This window comes from Microbispora sp. H13382, from assembly GCF_014161445.1.
Classification (GTDB): Bacteria; Actinomycetota; Actinomycetes; order Streptosporangiales; family Streptosporangiaceae; genus Microbispora.
The window spans coordinates 271,404-290,812 of record NZ_JABBXA010000008.1 but is presented as its reverse complement, the minus strand read 5'-3'; the positions used below and the strand labels follow the sequence as shown (position 1 = coordinate 290,812).

Annotated in this window: 16 protein-coding genes and 1 pseudogene; 4 read left to right on the top strand and 13 right to left on the bottom strand. The window is 72.6% G+C overall.

The annotated features are described in order from the left end of the window. Positions 1–19 precede the first annotated feature (19 nt). From HHX41_RS18760 to HHX41_RS18740, 5 genes are all read right to left on the bottom strand, one after another. Entirely contained in the window at positions 20–523 is a 504-nt protein-coding gene (locus HHX41_RS18760; RefSeq protein WP_169984391.1) for an FHA domain-containing protein, read from the bottom strand. 140 nt (positions 524–663) lie between these two features. After that, positions 664–3,168 (bottom strand): mannose-1-phosphate guanyltransferase, encoded by a 2,505-nt coding sequence (locus tag HHX41_RS18755; protein ID WP_169984392.1) that lies wholly within the window; start codon positions 3,166–3,168, stop codon positions 664–666. A 3-nt stretch (positions 3,169–3,171) separates the two neighbouring features. Beyond that, on the bottom strand, positions 3,172–3,738 hold the full coding sequence (locus HHX41_RS18750) for a CDP-alcohol phosphatidyltransferase family protein (RefSeq protein WP_169984393.1): 567 nt from the start codon (positions 3,736–3,738) through the stop codon (positions 3,172–3,174). Positions 3,739–3,748: 10 nt separating this feature from the next. Next, positions 3,749–4,438, bottom strand: coding sequence for a response regulator transcription factor (locus HHX41_RS18745; RefSeq protein ID WP_169984394.1), 690 nt, complete (start codon positions 4,436–4,438; stop codon positions 3,749–3,751). Continuing rightward, positions 4,435–6,129: a sensor histidine kinase gene (locus tag HHX41_RS18740; protein ID WP_182907000.1), complete on the bottom strand. Its 1,695-nt coding sequence runs from the start codon at positions 6,127–6,129 to the stop codon at positions 4,435–4,437. Before HHX41_RS18740 ends, HHX41_RS18745 begins: the two co-directional genes overlap by 4 nt. Positions 6,130–6,412: 283 nt before the next feature. Between HHX41_RS18740 and HHX41_RS18735 the strand changes: the two are divergent. Beyond that, a pseudogene (locus tag HHX41_RS18735) lies at positions 6,413–6,871 on the top strand (class I SAM-dependent methyltransferase); the annotation flags it as partial. A 38-nt stretch (positions 6,872–6,909) separates the two neighbouring features. Next, entirely contained in the window at positions 6,910–8,091 is a 1,182-nt protein-coding gene (locus HHX41_RS18730) for an acyl-CoA dehydrogenase family protein (RefSeq protein ID WP_182906998.1), read from the top strand. A 19-nt stretch (positions 8,092–8,110) separates the two neighbouring features. On the opposite strand, the gene HHX41_RS18725 is transcribed toward HHX41_RS18730, so the two are convergent. From HHX41_RS18725 to HHX41_RS18715, 3 genes are read right to left on the bottom strand one after another with little or no spacing between them, the layout of a single operon-like run. Next, on the bottom strand, positions 8,111–8,896 hold the full coding sequence (locus tag HHX41_RS18725; protein ID WP_182906997.1) for an enoyl-CoA hydratase/isomerase family protein: 786 nt from the start codon (positions 8,894–8,896) through the stop codon (positions 8,111–8,113). Then, positions 8,893–9,840, bottom strand: a complete 948-nt coding sequence (locus tag HHX41_RS18720; RefSeq protein WP_182906996.1) for an alpha/beta hydrolase — start codon at positions 9,838–9,840, stop codon at positions 8,893–8,895. Before HHX41_RS18720 ends, HHX41_RS18725 begins: the two co-directional genes overlap by 4 nt. A 48-nt stretch (positions 9,841–9,888) precedes the next feature. Then, positions 9,889–10,584 (bottom strand): gamma-glutamyl-gamma-aminobutyrate hydrolase family protein, encoded by a 696-nt coding sequence (locus HHX41_RS18715; protein WP_182906995.1) that lies wholly within the window; start codon positions 10,582–10,584, stop codon positions 9,889–9,891. Between the two features lie 295 nt (positions 10,585–10,879). On the opposite strand from HHX41_RS18715, the gene HHX41_RS18710 reads away from it, so the two are divergent. Both HHX41_RS18710 and HHX41_RS18705 read left to right on the top strand, forming a co-directional pair. Continuing rightward, positions 10,880–11,989 (top strand): globin domain-containing protein, encoded by a 1,110-nt coding sequence (locus HHX41_RS18710; RefSeq protein ID WP_169984401.1) that lies wholly within the window; start codon positions 10,880–10,882, stop codon positions 11,987–11,989. 80 nt (positions 11,990–12,069) lie between these two features. Then, positions 12,070–13,146, top strand: coding sequence for an exo-alpha-sialidase (locus HHX41_RS18705; protein ID WP_182906994.1), 1,077 nt, complete (start codon positions 12,070–12,072; stop codon positions 13,144–13,146). Positions 13,147–13,194: 48 nt separating this feature from the next. Here HHX41_RS18705 and thyX read toward each other — a convergent pair whose 3' ends face one another. The 5 genes from thyX to HHX41_RS18680 form a co-directional block, all read right to left on the bottom strand. After that, positions 13,195–13,977, bottom strand: coding sequence for an FAD-dependent thymidylate synthase (gene thyX / locus HHX41_RS18700; protein WP_169984403.1), 783 nt, complete (start codon positions 13,975–13,977; stop codon positions 13,195–13,197). A 143-nt stretch (positions 13,978–14,120) separates the two neighbouring features. Next, positions 14,121–14,909, bottom strand: a complete 789-nt coding sequence (locus HHX41_RS18695; RefSeq protein ID WP_169984404.1) for an ABC transporter permease — start codon at positions 14,907–14,909, stop codon at positions 14,121–14,123. Then, a complete protein-coding gene (locus HHX41_RS18690) occupies positions 14,906–15,796 on the bottom strand; it encodes an ABC transporter ATP-binding protein (RefSeq protein ID WP_182906993.1) in 891 nt (296 codons plus the stop codon). The genes HHX41_RS18695 and HHX41_RS18690 overlap by 4 nt, the downstream gene beginning before the upstream one ends. 81 nt (positions 15,797–15,877) lie before the next feature. Continuing rightward, a complete protein-coding gene (locus HHX41_RS18685) occupies positions 15,878–17,077 on the bottom strand; it encodes an amidohydrolase family protein (RefSeq protein ID WP_310742054.1) in 1,200 nt (399 codons plus the stop codon). 58 nt (positions 17,078–17,135) lie between these two features. After that, a complete protein-coding gene (locus HHX41_RS18680; RefSeq protein WP_182906990.1) occupies positions 17,136–19,271 on the bottom strand; it encodes an anthranilate synthase component I in 2,136 nt (711 codons plus the stop codon). Positions 19,272–19,409: the final 138 nt, after the last annotated feature.

The following is a 19,409-nucleotide window of genomic DNA, read 5'->3' as shown; positions in this document are numbered from 1 at the left end:
GACTCCTCCTCCTCAGCGATCACAGCCCTCCGGGACCACGCGTGAGGAACACCAGCCGGAACTTGCCGATCTGCACCTCGTCTCCGCCCTGCAGCGGCGACTCCTCGATGCGCTCCCGGTTGACGTAGGTGCCGTTCAGGCTGCCCACGTCACGCACGGTGAACTGGCCACCGCGCCGGTAGAACTCCACGTGCCTCCTGGACACGGTCACATCGTCCAGGAAAATGTCGCTTTCCGGGTGGCGACCCGCCGTAGTGAGGTCGCTGTCGAGCAGAAACCGGCTGCCGGCGTTCGGGCCCCGCATGACCACCAGAAGAGCCGTGCCGGGTGGCAGCTGATCGACCGCCGACCTGTCCGGCAGTAGCGTCTGGCCCGTCTCCGCCTCGAGCGCCTCGAGCGAGATCGTCGAGGTCGTGTCGGCCGCGACGGGCGCGGGAGCGCTCAGCGGCGAACCGCATCGTGAACAGAAACGGGCATCCTCGGGGTTGGCATGACCGCACTGCGTGCAGTAGACGCTGGGCATCGAACGGCTCGGCCTCTCTCACGACTTGCTCTAGGACTAGCTCAAACTGCGAATGCCGCAACTTACGCTGATCAGGCACAAAGGTCAAGACCGCGGCTGGGCGCGGACTGACCAACGCTACAGCCAGCGGCGGTTCAATGTCATCTAGCACCGGCTGCTTGTTCGACGACGTGGGCCCAGCGTTCCAGGAGAGCCTGGGCGGTGTCCATGTCGTGGCCCTCGGCCCACAGGTGGGTGACGGCCTCGGCGGGGTCGGGCAGGACGAGCGCCCAGCTTCCGTCGTCCTCCACGACGCGGACGCCGTCGGTGGTGTCGAGGCGGTGGCCCTCGGCCGCCTCCACGACCGAGCGCATCACCGCGCCCTTGTGCGCCCAGGGCGTGGGGACGGTCCGCTTGAGCAGCTTGGCCTCCGGGATCCGGGCGTCGATCTGGCTGAGCGACAGCCGGGTGCGCGCGACCAGGCCGAGCAGGCGCAGGAAGACCGCCAGTCCGTCCACGGTGGGCGCGAACTCCGGGACGATGAAGCCGCCCTTGCCGTCGCCGGCGAAGATCGTGTCGGGGTGCCGGGCCGCCCGCGTCAGCGTGTCGAGGCTCGTCGCCGTCCAGTCGACCTGCACGCCGTGGAAGCGGCACACCATCTCCGCCACCCGCGTCGTGGTGACCGGCAGGGCCACCCGCCCGCCCCGGCGCTCGGCCGCGACCAGGTCGAGCACGACGAGCAGCGCGCGCTCCTCGCTGATGAGCTGGCCCATCTCGTCCACCAGGGAGACCCGCTCCCCCACCGGGTCGAACCGCACGCCGAAGGCGGCCCGCGCCGAGGCCACCAGCTCCGCCAGGCGCTGCAGGTCGCGGCGGCGCTCGGCCAGCGTCTCGGTGGGCGAGGCGTCGTCGAGCCGGTTGTTCACGGTCAGCACGTCGACCCCGGCCCGGCCCAGCAGGCTCGGCAGCACGAGCGAGGAGGTGCCGCCCGCGCAGTCGACCACGACCTTCATCTCCGTGTCCTTCACGCCGGACATGTCGATGCAGGCCAGCAGCTCCCGGGCGTAGGTGTCGACGGCGCGGGCCGGGAAGGTCAGCTCGGCGATCTCGCCGGGAAAGGCCCGGCGGTACTCCTGCCGGGAGAAGACCCGCTCCAGCTTGCGCTGGGCCGCCTGGGACAGGTCGGCCCCCGTCTCGTCCATGAAGACGATGTCGACGCTCTGGGGGTCGCCCGCCGTGGTGCGCACGGCGATGCCGCCCCGGACGTTCTCGCGGGAGGTGTTGAACCGGGCGACCGGCAGGGCGGCGGCCTCCAGGTCGACCACGTTGATCGCGCTGGAGTTCAGCGCGCTGATCACCGCCCGCTTGAGCGCCCGCGCCGCGCGTGAGGCGTCGCGGGAGGTGACGACCGTGTCGCCCTTGCGCAGCGTCGTGGCGTACGCGCTGGCCAGCCGTACGCACAGCTCCGGGGTGATCTCGACGTTGACCAGCCCGGAGACCCCGCGGGGGCCGAACAGGCTGCGCTGGCCGCGCGACTCCCAGATCACGCTGGTGTTGACGACCGTGCCCGCCTCGATCGTCTTGAACGGGTAGATCTTCACGCCGGAGGAGACGTACGCCTCGGCCTCGATGACGCACTCGTCGCCGACGACCGCGTTCTCCTCGATCCTGGCGCCGGTCATCACGTCGGTGTTCTTGCCGATCACGCAGCCGCGCAGGTGGGCGGCCGGGCCGACGTACACGTTGTCGCTGACCACGGCGCGGTGGAGGAACGCGCCCTCCTTCACGACGGCGTTGCTGCCGAGAACGGTGTACTCCCGCAGCTCGGCGCCGGCCTCGACCTTGGCGTAGTCACCGATGTAGAGGGGGCCCTTGAGCACGGCCTCGGGGTCCACCGACGCGCCCTCGGCGGCCCACACGCCCGGGGCCAGCTCGAAGGCGTCGAAGTCGACCTTGACCTTGCCCTCCAGCACGTCGGCCTGGGCCTTGAGGTAGCTCTCGTGCGTGCCGACGTCCTCCCAGTAACCCTCGGCCACGTAGCCGAACAGCCGGCAACCGCGTTCGAGCAGCCTGGGGAAGATGTCGGACGACCAGTCGACCGACTGGCCGGGGGCGATCTCGTCGAGGACCGACGGCTCCATGACGTAGATGCCGGTGTTGACCGTGTCGGAGAACACCTGGCCCCAGGTGGGCTTCTCCAGGAAGCGCTGGATGCGGCCGTTCTCGTCCACGATGATGATCCCGAACTCCAGCGGGTTGGGCACGCGCTTGAGCCCGATGGTGACCAGCGCCCGGTTCTCGCGGTGGAAGCGGAGCATGTCGGTCAGGTCGATGTCGGTGAGCGCGTCGCCGGAGATGACCAGGAAGCGGTCGTCGCGGAGCTTGTCGGCGGCGTTCTTCACGCTGCCGGCCGTGCCGAGGGGGACCTCCTCGGTGGCGTAGTGGAGGGTCATGCCCAGTTCGTCGCCGTCGCCGAAGTAGTTGCGGATCAGGGCGGCCAGGAACTGCACGGTGACCACGGTCTCGGTGAACCCGTGCCGCTTCAGCAGCCGGAGCACGTGCTCCATGATCGGCCGGTTGATGATGGGGAGCAGGGGCTTGGGCTGGTTGGCGGTCATCGGCCGCAGCCGTGTCCCCTCCCCGCCCGCCATGACGACGGCCTTCACGGGTCACCCCTTCGTTAGCTGGCGCACCTGTACGACATACAACACCCCCGCCCACCAATACAGACCAGTTCCCCAGATGGCGAAGGCCCATCCGAAGATCGCGGCAATCTCGGCGTACCAGCCCTCGTGCGAGGCGAGGAACAGCAGCGGGAACGCGTACATCAGGGCGGCGGTGCCCGCTTTGCCGAGGAAGTGGACGGGCAGGGCCGGGCCGTACCCGTGCCGCCGCAGCAGGGGCGGAATCCACAGCATCAGCACGTCGCGCAGCGGCACCGCGAGCGCCAGCCACCAGGGGACCACGTCCCGCAGGACCAGGCCGACCAGGGTGGCGAGGATGTAGAGGCGGTCGGCGAGCGGGTCGATGAGCCGGCCGAGTTTGCTGATCTGGTTCCAGGCGCGGGCGAGCTTGCCGTCGAGCCAGTCGCTGAAGCCCGCGAGCGCCAGCAACGCGATGGCCCACCCGTCGGCGTGGGGACCCAGCACGAGCCAGAGGAAGACGGGGACGCCGAGCAGCCGCAGGGCGCTCAGCAGGTTGGGCACCGTCCAGATCCGGTCCTCGGCAGCGTTCACGCCCCAGACCCTACATGCCGCCCTTGCTGCCGCTTCCCGGAGGATCCACGGGGTTGAAGCCCGTGTCGACCAAGCCGAACCGGTGCGCCAGCACCGCCGCCTGGGTGCGGTTGCGCAGCCCCAGCTTCTCGATGAGCGCGGCGACATGGCTCTTGACCGTCGTCACCCCCACGTGCAGCCGGTCGGCGATCTCGGCGTTGGACAGGCCCACCCCGACCAGGGTGAGCACCTGCGCCTCGCGCTCGGTGACGCCGGGCGGGAGCGGTGCCGCCTGCCGCTCGGCGGCCAGGGCCCGTTCGACGACGCGCCGCAGCACGGACGGCGCGAGCGGGGGCTCCCCCGTCGCGGCCCGCCGTACGGACTCGACCATCCGGGCGGGCGGGTCGTCCTTGACCAGGAACCCGAGCGCGCCCGCGCCCAGGGCGGCGTAGAGGTTCTCGTCCTCGGAGAACGTCGTGAGCACGACGATCCGGGCGGACGGCTGGGCCGCGAGGATCCTGCGGGTGGCCTCCAGTCCGTCGACGCGCGGCATCCGCAGGTCCATCAGCACCACGTCGGGGCGGTGCCGCTCGGTGAGCCGTACGGCCTCGGCCCCGTCGGCGGCCTCCCCGCACACCTCCATGTCCCCGGCCGCCTCCAGCATCATCCGGACGCCCGCACGCACCAGGGCCTGGTCGTCGGCGACCACGACGCGGATCACGCGAACCTCCCCACCTTGCGGCAGGCCGGCCGGCTTTCGCGCGGGACGGGCAGCGAGGCGGTCAGGCGCCAGCCGCCGTCCCCGGCCGGGCCGGCGGTGACGTGCCCGCCGAAGGCGCGGGCCCGCTCCCGCATGCCGGCGATGCCCTGGCCGTGGGACGGCAGCGCCTCCGGGGGACGGGATGTCCCGGGGCCGTTGCGGACCTCCACCGTGAGCGCGTCCGGGCGCATCGCCACGCTGACCTCCGCGCGGGCTCCCGGCCCCGCGTGTTTGAGCACGTTCGTCAGTCCCTCCTGGACGATCCTCGCCGCCGACGCCCGCACCACCAGCGGGGCCCGCTCCGCCTCGGCCGACAGGCGCAGGTCCACCAGCAGGCCGGCCGCCGACATCCGGGCCACGGCGTCGCGCAGCACGTCGTCCGGGTCGGCGAGCATGTCCGCGAGCGCGAGATCGGCGCCCGGATCCGGGCCGAGGTCGGGGCCGAGGGACTCGCCCGGGTCGCGCAGCACCGCCAGCAGGCCGCGCAGGTCCTCCAGCACGCGGTGGCCGGTGTCCCTGATGTCGGCCAGCGCCTCGGCGGCCGGCCCGCTCGCCCCGGCGTACTGCGCCGCGCTCGCCCGCAGCACCATGGCCCCCACGTGGTGGGCCACGATGTCGTGGACCTCCCTGGCGATCCGTTCCCGCTCGGCGAGCCGGCCCGCCCTGGCCCGCTCCGCGGCCAGCTCGGCGGCGTGCCTGGCCTGGGCCTGCCGCACGCCCACGTAGCGGCCGATCGCCACGGGGGCGGTCACCATCGTCATCAGCGCGACCACCCGGAAGGCGGTGACGTCGGCGGGATCGTCCACGACCACGACCGCGGCGACCGAGCAGGTCAGCGCGTACGCCGCGGCCACCCACGGCCAGGCGGCGCGGGTCGCGAAGACGCCGAGGGCCACCAGGGCGAGCAGTTGCAGGCTGCTGCCGGTCCTCGGCACGTAATGGTCGGCCAGGAGCAGCGCGGCGCTCTCCAGCAGCAGGACCGCGCCGGGCAGGTGCCGCACGACGCCCAGCGCGAGCCCGGCGAGCATCACCCCGAGCGCGACCGCCCACACGGGCGGTGCGCCGCCGTGCCAGTACGGCCAGGTGGTGAGCACCGACAGCGCGACCCCGCCGCCCGCGAGCAGCAGGTCGAGCAGCGGCGCGGGGTCCTCCCTGCGGCGTCCCTCCTGGCCGCGCAGGTAGCGGCCGATCAGCACGGGCGCCGCGATCAGTCCGGTGGAGTGGAACCACGTATTGCCCGTGAGGGCGACGCCGGGGTCGGCGAGGTTCACCGCCGTCGCGGCGGAGGCGAGCACGGCCGCCGGCGCCGTCCAGCGCCAGCCGCGTGACCGGGCCAGCACGCCCACCGAGATCGGCAGCAGGACCTGCAGGGTGTTGACGGTGAACGCGCCGAGCTGGTCGCAGATCACCAGCAGCACGGACAGGTAGACGGACACCGGCCCGGGCCGTCGGCGCATCAGGCCCATCGGCAGCCCGGCCAGCAGCGCGAACCCCATGCCCACCCACACCGGGACGGAGCCGCTCCAGGAGCCGGCGCTGACGAGCACGTCGAGCCCGGTCCCGCACACCGCCAGCCCGATGTCGAGGACCGCGCCGCGCGGGAACGCGAAGGTCCTGCCGGTGAGGATCGGGCGCGTCGGGGGCCACCGCATGAGGGAACGCTACCGTCCGCCCGCGCGGAAACCGGTCCTCCGCCCGGAGGACCCCACTCCTCCTTCTGGCCGGTGCCGCCCCGCCGACCGGTCGCCATGTCGGCCCGGACGGCGGGCGGCCGGGCCGCGACCACGGGCCTAGCGTCGCGGCATGACCAGCGAATCAGCGATCCTCTTCGGGCAGTTCCTGCGCTCCCCCGCCGCGACCGGGGCGGTCGCGCCCAGCTCACGGCGGTTGTCGGAGGCGGTGTGCGTGCCGGTGCCGGAGCGCGGCGACCCCGTCGTGGTCGAGCTGGGGCCGGGCACCGGCCCCTTCACCGCCGAGATCCAGCGTCGGCTCGGCGGGCGGGGACGGCACCTGGCCGTCGAGATCAACTCGCGGCTGGCCGGCCGTCTCGCGGCCCGCTATCCGGGGGTCGAGCTCATGGTCGACGACGCCGCGCGGCTGCCGGAGCTGCTCGCCGGCCGGGGCGTGGCCGCCGCCGACGTGATCGTGAGCGGGCTGCCCTGGGCGGCGTTTCCCCCCGCCCACCAGGCGGGCCTGCTGCGCGCGGTGGTCGCCTCGCTCGGGCCGGGGGGCGCGTTCACGACGTTCTCCTACGTCCACGCCCGCGCCCTGCCCGCGGCCCTGCGGTTCCGCCGCGGGCTGTGCCGGGCGTTCGAGGAGGTGGTGGCCGGGCGCACGGTGTGGCGGAACCTGCCCCCCGCCTTCGTCTACCACGCGCGCCGCCCCCGCCGATGATCTCGCAGCCCGCCGAATGGCGTTCTAGAGTGGCGGGCATGGACTTCACGCTGCCGGAGAGCGCGCAGGCGGTGCGCCGGGGCATCGCGGACATCTGCTCGCGCTACGACTTGGACTACTGGCAGCGCTGCGAGGCGGACAAGCGCTGGCCGGAGGAGGTCTGGGCCGATCTCGCCAAGGGCGGCTGGCTCGGTCTCGCCGTGCCCGAGGAGTACGGCGGGGGCGGACAGGGCCTGCTGGAGCTGGCCGTGGCCACCGAGACCCTGTCGGCCTCCGGCTCCGCCGGCGGCTCGGCGTTCATGTACGTGCTGACGCCGGGGTTCGGGGCGCTCACACTGGCCAGGCACGGCACGGCCGAGCAGAAGGCCGCGCTGCTGCCGAAGCTGGCCACGGGCGAGATCGAGACCTGCTTCGCGCTGACCGAGCCCGACGCCGGGTCCAACTCGCTGGCGATCTCGACCTTCGCCCGCAGGGACGGCGACGACTTCGTCGTCAACGGCCAGAAGATCTGGATCACCGGGGTGCAACGGGCTGCCTGGATGCTGCTCGTCACCCGGACGATCCCGGCGGCGCAGGCGAAACCGCGCACTGACGGGCTGACGGTGTTCCTCGTGAACGTGCCGGAGGCCGTGGCGGCGGGGCGGCTGTCCTACCGGCCGATCCCGAAGATGGGCGCGAACACCACGCCGTCCAACATGGTCTTCGTCGACGACCTGCGGCTGCCCGCCTCCAGCGTGCTCGGCGAGGTGGACCGGGGCGTGGCCGTGCTCTGGGACGTGCTGAACCCGGAGCGGATCCTGCTGGCGGCCAGTGCGCTCGGCGGCGCCGAGGTCGCGCTGCGGGTGGCCGTGGACTACGCGAGGCAGCGGGAGGTCTTCGGCCGCCCCATCGGGGCCAACCAGGCCATCGCGTTCCCGCTGGCGCAGGTCAAGGCCAAGATCGAGCTGGCCAGGCTGATGCTGTACAAGGCCGCCTGGTCGTTCGACAACGGGCTGCCCTGCGGCACCGAGGCCAACATCGCCAAGCTGACGGCCTCGCAGGCCGCGTGGGAGGCCGCGGACGCCGCGTTCCAGACCCACGGCGGCATGGCGTACTCGCTGGAGTACCCCGTCGCGCGGCTGCTCGCCGACGCGAGGATCGGCCGGGTCGCGCCGGTGACGGAGGAACTGCTGCTCAACTATCTGGCCACTCAGGTGCTCGGCCTGCCGAGGAGCTTCTGACCGCTCGCGCTCGAGTGGATCAGGGCCGGAAGCGGGGCGGGCGCTTGTCGCGCAGGGCCCGCACGCCCTCGGCCGCGTCCGGGCCGGTGAACCCGAGGAACTCCATGGCGAGCGAGGCGTCGAACGACGGCCCGGCCATGCGCAGCCAGTTGTTCAGCGCGTACTTGGTCAGCCGGATCGCCTCGGCCGAGCCGGCGGCCAGCCGGGTCGCGATCTCCAGCGCCCTGTCGTGGACCTGGTCGTCGTCGACGCACAGGCTCACCAGGCCCATCGCCTCCGCCTGCTCCCCGGTCACCGGCTCGCACAGAAGGAGGTGGTACTTCGCCTTGGCCATGCCGCACAGCAGCGGCCAGACGATCGCCGCGTGGTCGCCCGCCGCGACGCCAAGCCGGGTGTGGCCGTCGATGATGCGGGCCGTCCGCCCGGCGACCGAGATGTCGGCCAGCAGCGCGACGGCCAGCCCCGCGCCCACCGCAGGCCCCTGGATCGCCGAGACGACGGGCTTGGCGCAGTTGAGCACGTTGTAGACGATGTCGCGGGCCTCGGCGAAGACCTCCAGGCGCGTGGCGTGGTCGCGGATCATCTCCTCGATCATCGACAGGTCGCCGCCCGCCGAGAACGCCTCGCCCTCCCCGCGCACGATCACCGCCCTGACCTCGTCGTCGCGGTCCACGTCGCGCCAGATCTCGGCCAGCTCACGGTGACCGGTGCGGTCCACGGCGTTGCGCCGGGACGGCTCGCTGATCACGATCCGCAGGACGCCGTCGGCCGCCCACTCGGTGCGCAGCTTCTCGTACTCCCTCACGACGCGGCTCCCTGTCCTGGGGGCAGGCGCAGCGCGTCCCTGAGCCGGGCCGCGAGGAGGTCGCGGCCCTCCAGCGCCTGGTCGAAGAACCCGGGCAGGCCGAGGAAGCCGTGCAGGGCGCCCTCGAAGCAGCGGTAGTCCACAGGGACGCCCGCCCCGGCGAGCGCCCGCGCGTAGGCCGCGCCCTCGTCGCACAGCGGGTCGCACTCCGCCGTGATCACCGTCGCGGGCGCCAGGCCCGACTTGTCCGGCAGGTGGAGCGGCGCGAGACGGGGGTCGCGGGGGTCTGCCCCGCCCGCGTACTGCTCGATGAACCACCGCATCTCCGCGGCCTCGAGACCGAACCCCTTCGCGTACGTCACATAGCTGGGCGTGTCGCCCGAGACGTCGACGACCGGGTAGATCAGCGCCTGGTGGACGATGCGCAGCCCGGCGTCCCTTGCCAGCCAGGCCGCCACCGCCGCGAGGTTGCCTCCGGCGCTGTCGCCGACGACCGCCACCCTGCGAGGGTCCGCGCCGTAGCGGGCGGGACGGGCGTGCACGTCGCGGACCACGGCGAAGGCGTCCTCCGCGGCCTCGGGGAACGGGTGCTCGGGCGCGAGGCGGTAGTCCACCGAGACGACGACCGCTCCGGTCCGGTGGGCGAGGTCGCGGGCGAGGGCGTCGTTGCGCTCGACGCTGCCGAAGACCCAGCCGCCGCCGTGGAAGTACACGAGCACCGGCAGCGGACGCCCGTCCGGCTCCGGGCGGTAGATCCGGACCGGCACCCCGGCCGCCGTCTCGTCCCTGACCTCCGGCAGGCCGATACTCGGCCCGCGCTGCTCGGCCATGCCGTCCAGAGACCGCAACTGGGCGATCTGCTCGCGGGTGAGGGAGGCGAGTTCGACGCCGAGATCCGAGGGGAACAGCTTAAGGTAGGCCTCCGCCTGGGGATGCAACGCCATGCCCCGCACAGTAACAGCGCCCGCCGGCGACCCCGGCCGCGGCGGGGGTCAGGGGCGGGCCGCGTCCACCAGCGCCTCGACGAGGCGGTTGTCGGCGCCGCGCTCGGGGTGCCACTGGACGCCGACCGCGAACCGGTGCCCCTGCAGTTCGACGGCCTCGACGATCTGGTCTTCCGCCCAGGCCACCGCGATCAGGCCGGTGCCGAGCCGCCGGACGGCCCTGCGGTGCGCGCCGGTCACCTCCGCGCGGTCGCCCACGGCCTTGCCGAGCCTGCTCGACACGCTGACCGTGACCACGTGCCCGGCGGTCTCGTGGCGGTCGTGGCCGACGGCCTCCCGCAGCGACGTGATCAGCGTGCCGCCCTGGGCGACGTTGAGCACGTGCATGCCCCGTGAGATCGCCAGCAGCGGCACGTCCGCCTCCACCGCCGCCTGTGCCAGCGCCGTCTCGAACCGGTCGCGCTGGGGCTGCGGCCCGCCGAGCCCGTCGTCCGCTTCGTCGGCCGGAACCTCGCCGTACAGCGCGGGGTCGACCTCGGCGCCCCCGGCGAGGACGACCGCGTCCAGGCGGCGCACGTAGTCACCGGCGGACACCGGGCTCAGTGGCGGCAGCAGGACCGGCGCGCCGCCCGCCTTCTCCACCGCGCGCGCGTACGCCCGGGGCGAGACCGCCGCCTCACGGACCCACGTGCCCCAGCGCGCGGCCTCGAGGTAGGTGGTGATGCCGACGATGGGACGCGCCATGGGCCATCTCCTGGGGTGTGCGAGCAGGCAGGCCCATCATGGCGCAGATCTTTCCTCTAGTGGTCTTTTTTCACATCAGTCACACCAGTCACAGCCTGCGCGTCACGATAAATAACGAAGTGTTCACAGTCGGTTGCCTTGCGGGGAATCGGTTGTCGCGCCCCGGAGCGAGTGGAACACTCCCGGTTGAGCGATCGGTCGAGCCGGGGCCGCCGGCGCTCGTCACCCGGAACCGTCAGGGAGGTGGATCGACAGACCGGAGCACGATTCCGGTCCCTAGGGTGGGACACAACTGATGTCGCTGAATCCGCGCCTCGTCAAGGAGAGCTTCTCGGTCGTCGAACCCGTCGCCGGGAAGGCCGCGGGGTACTTCTACGGACGGCTGTTCACCCACTGCCCGCACATGCGGGGGATGTTCCCGCCGGGCATGGAGGTGCAGCGCGACCGGCTCTTCAACGCGCTCACCAGGGTCGTCTGGATGCTCGACAGCCCCGAGGGGCTGGCGTCCTATCTCGCCCAGCTCGGGCGGGACCATCGCAAGTACGGCGTGTCCCCCGAGCACTACACCGCCGTGGGCAGCGCCCTTCTCGCCACCATCAGGCATTTCGCCGCCGACATCTGGACGGACGAGATCGAGGCCGCCTGGACCGAGGCGTACGCCATGGCGGCGAAGATCATGATCGACGCCGCCACCGCCGAGACGACCCCGCCCTGGTGGCTGGCCGAGGTGATCGACCACGAGCAGCGCACCCGGGACATCTCGGTGCTCACGCTGCGGCCCTCGCAGCCCATGGACTTCGTCCCGGGCCAGTACGTCACGGTCCAGACGGCCAGGTGGCCGCGGGTGTGGCGGCGGTTCTCCATCGCGAACGCGCCCCGCGCCGACGGCACGCTGCGCCTGCACGTGCGCGCCGTGCCGGGCGGCTGGGTGAGCACGGCGCTGGTCCGCCACACCCGCGTCGGCGACCAGCTCCTGCTGGGCCCGCCCGTGGGCACGATGACGCCGCCCGAGTCCGACCGGGACATCCTCTGCGTCGCCGGGGGGACCGGCCTCGCGCCGATCAAGGCCGTCGTCGAGCACGTCATCGCCTCCGGCGACCGCCCGAACATCCACCTGCTGTTCGGCGCCCGCCACGCGCGCGACCTGTACGACATGCCGGACCTGGCGAGGATGGAGGCCGCCTTCCCCTGGCTGCGGGTGATTCCGGTGGTCTCCGACGACCCCGCTTTCGACGGGATGCGCGGCCGGCTCCCCGACGTGGTCGAGAGGTTCCACTCCTGGGCCGACCACGAGACGTACGTCTGCGGCCCGCCCACGATGGTGAACGAGACCGTACGGCGCCTCCAGTGCTCGGGGGTGCCGCTGTCGCGGATCCACCGCGACCCGGTCCAGAGCACCGCTTGACCGGAACCGCGAGCGGACAGGAGGGCTTCCTGGCAGGATCGAATCGAAAACGCGCTCGAAATCGCCACATGGGAGGACCAATGACCGCACTGCTCGCCATCGGCACCCGAAAGGGACTGTTCCTCGCACGCTCCTCGGGAGACGGGAGATTCGAGGTCGAGCCGGTGCGGTTCTCCACCATCGGGATCCACTCGGTCGCGATCGACACCCGCGGGAGCACGCCCCGTCTCCTCGCCGGGATCGAGTACGGCCACTTCGGCCCGTCGGTGATGTGGTCCGACGACCTCGGCGAGACGTGGCAGGAGGCACCGGCCCCGCCGGTCGCCTTCCCCGAGCGCACCGGGGCCGCGCTGGCCCGGGTGTGGCAGCTCCAGCCGTCGCCGGCCGAGCCGGACGTCGTGTGGGCGGGCGCCGAGCCCGCCGCGCTGTTCCGGTCGGAGGACCGCGGGGCGACCTACACCCTGGTCGACGGCCTGTGGGACCACCCCACCCGGCCCCGGTGGCAGCCTGGCGGCGGCGGTCTGTGCCTCCACACGGTGATCCCCCACCCCAGCGACCCGCGGCGTATCGGGGTCGCCGCCTCCGCCGTGGGGTTCTTCCGCAGCGACGACGCGGGGGCCACCTGGCGGCCGTCCAACAAGAACATCCGCGCCCCGTTCCTCCCGGAAGGCGCGCAGTATCCCGAGTTCGGGCAGTGCGTGCACAAGGTGGCGCAGCATCCCGCCGCGCCCGAGCGGCTCTACCTGCAGCACCACTTCGGGGTCTACCGGTCCGACGACTTCGGCGACTCCTGGACCGAGATCGGGTCCGGCCTGCCCTCCGACTTCGGGTTCCCGATCGCCGTGGACCCGGACGACCCCGACAGGCTGTACGTCTTCCCGCTGCACGGCGACGTCGACCGGACGCCGCTCGGCCACCGGTACCAGGTGTTCCGCAGCGACGACGCCGGGGCCACCTGGCAGGGCTTCTCCGCCGGGCTGCCCGAGGGCCCGCTGCACGCCTCGGTGCTCAGGGACGCGATGTGCGCCGGGCCCGCCGGCGTGTTCTTCGGCACCCGGGACGGCGAGGTGTACGGCTCGGCCGACGCGGGCGAGAGCTGGTCGCTGATCGCCCGCCACCTGCCGGACGTGCTGTGCGTGCGGGCCGCCGTTCTCTGACCCGCCGGCGCGGCCCCGCGGCCGCCCTCTCCGGGCGACCGCGCCGGATCAGACCTTGCGGTACCCGGGGACCCAGGCGCCGTCCTCGACCACGTAGTCGCCGAACAGCGCCGGGGCCTCCTCCCGCATGATCTCCCCGATCCGGCCGAAGACGACGCGGATCTCCTCCTCGGCGCCGACGGCCGTACGGGCCTCGATCGTGTGCCGCAGGGTGCGCACGTTGGCCGTCCAGACCAGGCCCGTCGCGACGCCCTCGGGCGCGAAGCGGCGCATGAACGAGGTGCGGTGCTTCTTCTCCGCGAACGGCACGCCGTCCTCGTCCAGCCCGAAGTGGCCCGCCATCCAGTTCTGGAACTCCTCCATCCGGTCGAGCATCTCGGTCGCCCGCTTCATCAGCTCGGCGTCCTCACGCGCCCACTCGGGGAACCAGAACGGGATGTCGCTCAGCCGGACGAACCGCAGCGACTCCTGCGAGATCGCCACCCCGGGCCGGTGCCGCACCAGCTCGTGGGTGAACACCCGTGAGACGTTGTGCAGCACGAAGCTGAAGCTGATGTGCTCCAGCACGCTGCCGTGCGCGGACGCGAGGATGTTGCGCAGGTACGCCTCCTGGTCGGTGCGCACCCTCGTGACGTTCGGGTTCAGCCCCGGCTCGAACGACCGGTAGCACAGCCGCCCGGCGAACTCGGCGAGGTTCTGGGCGTCGAACTCGCCGCGCTCCAGCCGTTCCAGCCAGCTCTCCCCGCCGATCTCGTGGAGGTAGCGGGCCAGCTCGTCGTAGTCGACGGACGGTTTGGCGACGAGGAAGACCTCGGGCTCGACGCTGCGCATGCACAATCCCCGTGAAGTGGTGCCGATTGGTGACCGTCCAAGCAAACCAGCTCGGGCCCACGATCGCGACCCGGCCCCCGATCAGCCGGGTCAGATGACCCGGCCAACCGGGAGTCCGGGGGTCGCCCTCTGCTGTGAACAGGTCAGGTGATGTCGCGGCGGACCGTGGTGGCGGTGGCCACCGCGGCGAACAGCAGGCCGTAGGCGACCAGGACGAGGGCGCCCGCCCAGGCGGGCAGCCACTCGGGCCGGCCCAGGCCGGTGTCCACGTCGATGCTCATCAGCGCCTGGGCCGCGCCGGCCGGCAGCCACTTGCCCACGCCGTGCAGCGCCGGGATCGCCGTGAAGATGCTCTCGACCACGTACGACCAGACCACGGCGGCCACGATGCCCGCGATCTGGTTGCGGACGAGCGCCCCCAGGCCGATGCCGAACAGCGCGTACAACGCCAGGGTCGCGAGGATGCCGACGCTGATCTGCGGGACCCGCGAGGCCGACAGCGAGAACTCGCCTCCGGCGAGCGTCACGGCCGGGATCACCGTCACCGCCTGGAAGACCAGCACGGCCAGGCCGAACAGCGCCCCCACGATCAGCCCGGCCACCAGCTTGGCGACGATCACCAGGCCCCGCCGGGGGGTGACGAGGAAGGTTCCGGTGATCGTCTGGTAGCGGTACTCGGAGGTCATCATGACGACACCGAGGATCATCACGAAGATCCCGGCGCTGGATCCGCCGGCCCAGGCGATCTCCGTCCACTGCGCGGTGTCCAGCGCGGGCAGCGCGCTGCCGTTCTGGCTCACCCCCGCGAACGCCATGAGGAAGCCCAGGCTCACCCCGACGAGCAGCAACGTGACGATCAGCATGATCCACCACAGCCGGGTGGTGAACAGCTTGCGCAGCTCGGCCCTGACGAGGCCGGGGATGTGACTCATCGCCCCTCCGTGAGGTCGAGGAAGACCTTCTGCAGGTCGGACCGCTCCTGCGCCACCTCGGTGAGCACGATCCGCCGGTCCATGGCGACCCGGCCGATGGTCTCGGCGTCCAGCCCGCGCACCCGCAGCAGGCCGTCGTCCACGCGTTCGATCGCGGCGCCCGCCGCCTCCAGCGCGGGGACGAGGTCGGCGGCCTGGGCGGTGCGCACCCGGGTCACCTCTCCTCCGTTGCTGGTGAGCTCGGCGAGGCTTCCCTGGCGGACCAGGCGGCCCCTGGCGATGATCACGACGTTGTCGACGGTCTGCTCGACCTCCGCCAGCACGTGGCTGGAGACGAGCACCGCCGCCCCCTCGTCGTGGGCGAGGTGGCGCAGGAACCCGCGCAGCCACTCGATGCCCGCCGGGTCGAGGCCGTTGGCGGGCTCGTCCAGGATGTACACCCGGGGCCGGCCGAGCAGGGCCGAGGCGAGCGCGAGCCGCTGCCGCATGCCCAGCGAGTAACCGGCCACGCGCTTGTCCGCGGCGTCCACGAGGCCGACCTGTTCGAGCGCCTCGTCGGCGCGGGCGTCGGGCAGCCCGGCCGCCGTGCAGAGGACGCGCAGGTGGTTGCGGGCGGTCCGGCCGGGGTGGAAGCTCGTGGCCTCGAGCACGGCGCCGACCTCGGTCACCGGACGGGGGCGCGTGCCGTAGCGCTCGCCGTTCACCAGCGCCTCACCCGAGTCGGGCGTCACCAGGCCGAGCAGGGAGCGGAGCGTCGTCGTCTTACCGGCTCCGTTGGGGCCGAGATATCCGGTGACGGATCCGGCCTCCACGCTGAACGAAACGCCGTCCACGGCCTTCACCGGCCCGAACGACTTAATCAAATTTTTTATCTCTATAGCAGCCATCGGGCGCGATTATTCCGTAGCCGTAGATAGCAAATCATCCTCATAAAGGAGGATCATTTCGGCTTGGACCGATCCAGAGCGTCAGAGGCGGTAAACGCGGCGGGCGTTGCCCGCGCCGATCATGTGGGCGATCCGGGCCGCGTCGGCCGGGCTCCACTCGCCCTCGGCGATCCGGTCGCCGAGCACACGGGCCAAGCCCCGGCGGTGGCAGAGCGCGGCCAGGAAGCACAGCTCGGCGGCGCCGTGACAGCCGGAGCCGTACATCTGCTTGTGGAACGGGACGAGTTCGAGCAGCTCGCGCAGGACGTGGGCGGAGCCCGCGGCGGTGTGCGCGACGGCGGGCCCCGCGTCGACGTACACGTGCGGGAAGACGCCCGCCAGGTACGCCGCCTGCCGGTGGTAGGGGTAGCAGTGCAGCAGGACGACCGGCACCCCGAGCGGGGCGAGGGCGCGCACGAACCCCGTCAGCAGCGCGGGATCGGCCAGGTGGCCGGCGACCCCGGCGTCGCCCGGGCCCGTGCCGGACATACCCCAGCAGGACAGACCACAGTGGAACTGCAGCGGCAGGCTCCGCTCCCTGGCGACGTCGACCGCCGCCCAGAGCAGGTGCCGTACGAGGACGGGGTCGTCAAGGCGGGCCTTGGGGTCGGCGAGCCTGCGGCCGGCCGCCGCGATCACGCTGCCGCGGGAGGGCCGGGAGGGGTCGAAGCCGAGGCCGCAGCGGTGCGCCGCGACGGACTTGAGCGCGGCGGCCCGGGCCGCGCGCGCCGCCAGCTCGTCCCGCAGCATCCCGGCGTAGTCGGCGGCGGGCAGCCCGGCCTCGGCGACGTCCTGCTCGACCTGCTCCAGCCGGACGATCTCGTCGGCGGCGGCCGCGCCGAGCCGGCCCATCTCGGCGGGCGAGAGCACCCCGGGGACGTCGAGCCCCGCGTCGACCAGGAAGGCCGACACCCCGGCGCCGCGCAGCAGCCGCCGGTTGACCTCGGCCGCGCCGAGCTCGGCGCGGCGCGACAGGTAGACGGTGGCCGAGGCGTGCGGCTCCAGGCCGAGGACGGGCGCGCACCAGCGGCGGATCGCCGCGCCTGCCGGGGTGTCGAAGTGCGTGGTCCCCGGCGGCGCCGGTGTGCCGCCCGCGCCGATGAGCTGCTCGAACCCCGACCTGGTGGTGTCGTCGCGGCGCACGCCGTGACAGTGCTGGTCCACCATGGGCGCGAGCAGGGCCGCCCGCACCGCGTCGGGCAGGGGAACGGGCAGCAGTTCGTCGGGTCTCGGCTCCGGCACGGCAGTGGACTCTACGGCTCCCCCGCCGCGCCGGCGCCTCCCCCGACCGGCTCTTTACTCAGTCATGGCGCGCGCAAAGCCGCAGGACGTTCGCGATGATCCTCGCCCCGGCGCCGCCCTGCGTGGTCAGGATCGACTCGGGGTGGAACTGCACGCCGAAACGCAGGTTGTCGGTGTCCTCGATCGCCATGGCCGCGCCGTCCTGGGTGGACGCGGTGACCCGGAAACCCCTGACCCCCGGCTCCTTGGCGTGCAGGGAGTGGTAGCGGGCCGCGACGAACTCGCCGGGCAGCCCGTCGAGCAGCGCGCTGTCGCCCTCGCGGCGGACCCGGCCGCGCTTGCCGTGCTCCGGGTACGGCAGCAGTTCGAGCGTGCCGCCCGCCTGCTCGACCATGGCCTGCAGGCCGAGGCACACCCCGAACACCGGCAGCCTCCTGGCGTACAGCGCCTCGATCAGCGCCGAGCAGCCGAAGTCGGACGGCCAGCCGGGGCCGGGCGACAGCACGACGAGCGTGGGCGCGATCTCGTCGAGCTTGTCCAGCGGGAAGCCGTGCCGCAGCGTGACCACCGAGGCGCCCTGCTGGCGGAAGTAGTCGGCGAGGGTGTTGACGAAGGAGTCCTCGTGGTCCACGAGCAGCACGCGGTGGCCCTCGCCCGGCAGGTCGGCCCTGGGCTCCGCCCGCGCCTCGTCCCGGGGGCGGGCGGCCGCGGCGAGCGCGCCGAGGAGGGCGCTGGCCTTGAGCTCGGTCTCCCGCTCCTCGGCCTCGGGGTCGGAGTCGTACAGCAGCGTGGCCCCGGCCCGCACGGTGGCGACGCCCTCGCGGATCTGCGCGGTGCGCAGGGTCAGGCCGGTGTTCATCGAGCCGTCGAAGCCGATGAAGCCGACGGCGCCGCCGTACCAGCGCCGCGTGGTCTCCTCGTGGTCCTCGATGAACTGCATGGCCCACGCCTTGGGGGCGCCGGTGACGGTGACGGCCCACATATGGGTGAGGAACGCGTCGAGGGCGTCGAACTCGGGGCGCAGCCGGCCCTCGATGTGGTCGACGGTGTGGATCAGCCGGGAGTACATCTCGATCTGGCGGCGGCCGATCACCCGGACGCTGCCCGGGACGCAGATGCGCGACTTGTCGTTGCGGTCCACGTCCGTGCACATGGTCAGCTCCGACTCCTCCTTCACGCTGGACAGGAGCGTGCGGATGGCCTCTGCGTCCTCGACCGGGTTGGCCCCCCGGGCGATCGTGCCGGAGATCGGGCAGGTCTCGACCCGGTCACCGCTCACCCGGACGTACATTTCGGGCGAGGCGCCGACCAGGTGCTCGCCGTCGCCGAGGTTGAGCAGGAACTCGTACGGCGCGGGGTTCTCCGTGCGCAGCGACCGGTAGAAGGCGGCGGGGTCGGTGCAGGCGCCGTGGAAGATCTGGCCGGGGACGACCTCGAACAGGTCGCCTCGCTGGAACTTCTCCTTGGCCTTGGCGACGACGTCGGCGTAGGTCCCCCGCACCGGGTCCGGCGGGATCTCGCGGGGCGTGACCAGGGGGACCGCCTCGCCGGTGCGCTCCAGGCCACCGGTGGAGACGCCGTCCACGGTGAACTCGTAGCAGTGCTCCACGCTGGTCTCGCGGACCCGGTCGATCACGACGAGCCGGTCGGGCAGGTGCAGCACCAGGTCGCGCTGGTCGCCGGGCCGGGTCAGGCGGTAGCGGATCGGCTCGAACTGGAACGCCAGGTCGTAGCCGAAGGCGCCGTACAGGCCGAGGTGCGGGTCGTCGGACCGGAAGGCCGCGATGATCTCGCGGATGGCGGTGAAGACGGTGGGACGGCGGCTGCGCATCTCCTCGGGCAGCAGGTCCTCGGACTCGGCGACGTGCACCTCGACGTAGCCGGGGGTCGGCTCATTGTCCGGCTTGCCCGCGGCCAGCAGGCAGGAGGCGACGGCGGGCAGCACGACCTCGCCGCGCTCGTTGAGCGCCCGGGCGGATATCCGCCGGCCGCGCGCCACGATCTCCAGGCAGGGGTCGACGTAGCCGAAGGCCCATCTGCTGTAACGGCCCGGGTAGTCCATGCCGGAGGAGAAGGCGCCGCCGCGCCGCTCCCCCAGCGACGTGACGATCTCCTCCAGCGCCTCCTCGGGCACCTCGCGTACCCGGCGCTCGACCGCGATGCCGCCGGCCGTGGTATATCCGCTGATCTCCACTGTGCACGCCCCTTTTTACGTATGCCCCGGGGCGGACATACAGAAGGCCGCCTCTCACGGGGCGGCCGGTCTCCAATAAGAATGCGAAAACGCCGCCTGCTAGCGGCGCCACCACTGGGAGGGTGCGAGAGTTCGCAT

Bases quoted from the DNA above. Each gene is read 5' to 3' on its own strand.
- HHX41_RS18730 (WP_182906998.1), top strand. From the start codon at position 6,910: ATGGACTTCACGCTGCCGGAGAGCGCGCAGGCGGTGCGCCGGGGCATC.
- HHX41_RS18690 (WP_182906993.1), bottom strand. From the start codon at position 15,796: ATGGCTGCTATAGAGATAAAAAATTTGATTAAGTCGTTCGGGCCGGTG.
- HHX41_RS18760 (WP_169984391.1), bottom strand. From the start codon at position 523: ATGCCCAGCGTCTACTGCACGCAGTGCGGTCATGCCAACCCCGAGGAT.
- HHX41_RS18715 (WP_182906995.1), bottom strand. From the start codon at position 10,584: ATGGCGCGTCCCATCGTCGGCATCACCACCTACCTCGAGGCCGCGCGC.
- HHX41_RS18710 (WP_169984401.1), top strand. From the start codon at position 10,880: ATGTCGCTGAATCCGCGCCTCGTCAAGGAGAGCTTCTCGGTCGTCGAA.
- HHX41_RS18720 (WP_182906996.1), bottom strand. From the start codon at position 9,840: ATGGCGTTGCATCCCCAGGCGGAGGCCTACCTTAAGCTGTTCCCCTCG.
- HHX41_RS18740 (WP_182907000.1), bottom strand. From the start codon at position 6,129: ATGCGGTGGCCCCCGACGCGCCCGATCCTCACCGGCAGGACCTTCGCG.
- HHX41_RS18695 (WP_169984404.1), bottom strand. From the start codon at position 14,909: ATGAGTCACATCCCCGGCCTCGTCAGGGCCGAGCTGCGCAAGCTGTTC.
- thyX (WP_169984403.1), bottom strand. From the start codon at position 13,977: ATGCGCAGCGTCGAGCCCGAGGTCTTCCTCGTCGCCAAACCGTCCGTC.
- HHX41_RS18705 (WP_182906994.1), top strand. From the start codon at position 12,070: ATGACCGCACTGCTCGCCATCGGCACCCGAAAGGGACTGTTCCTCGCA.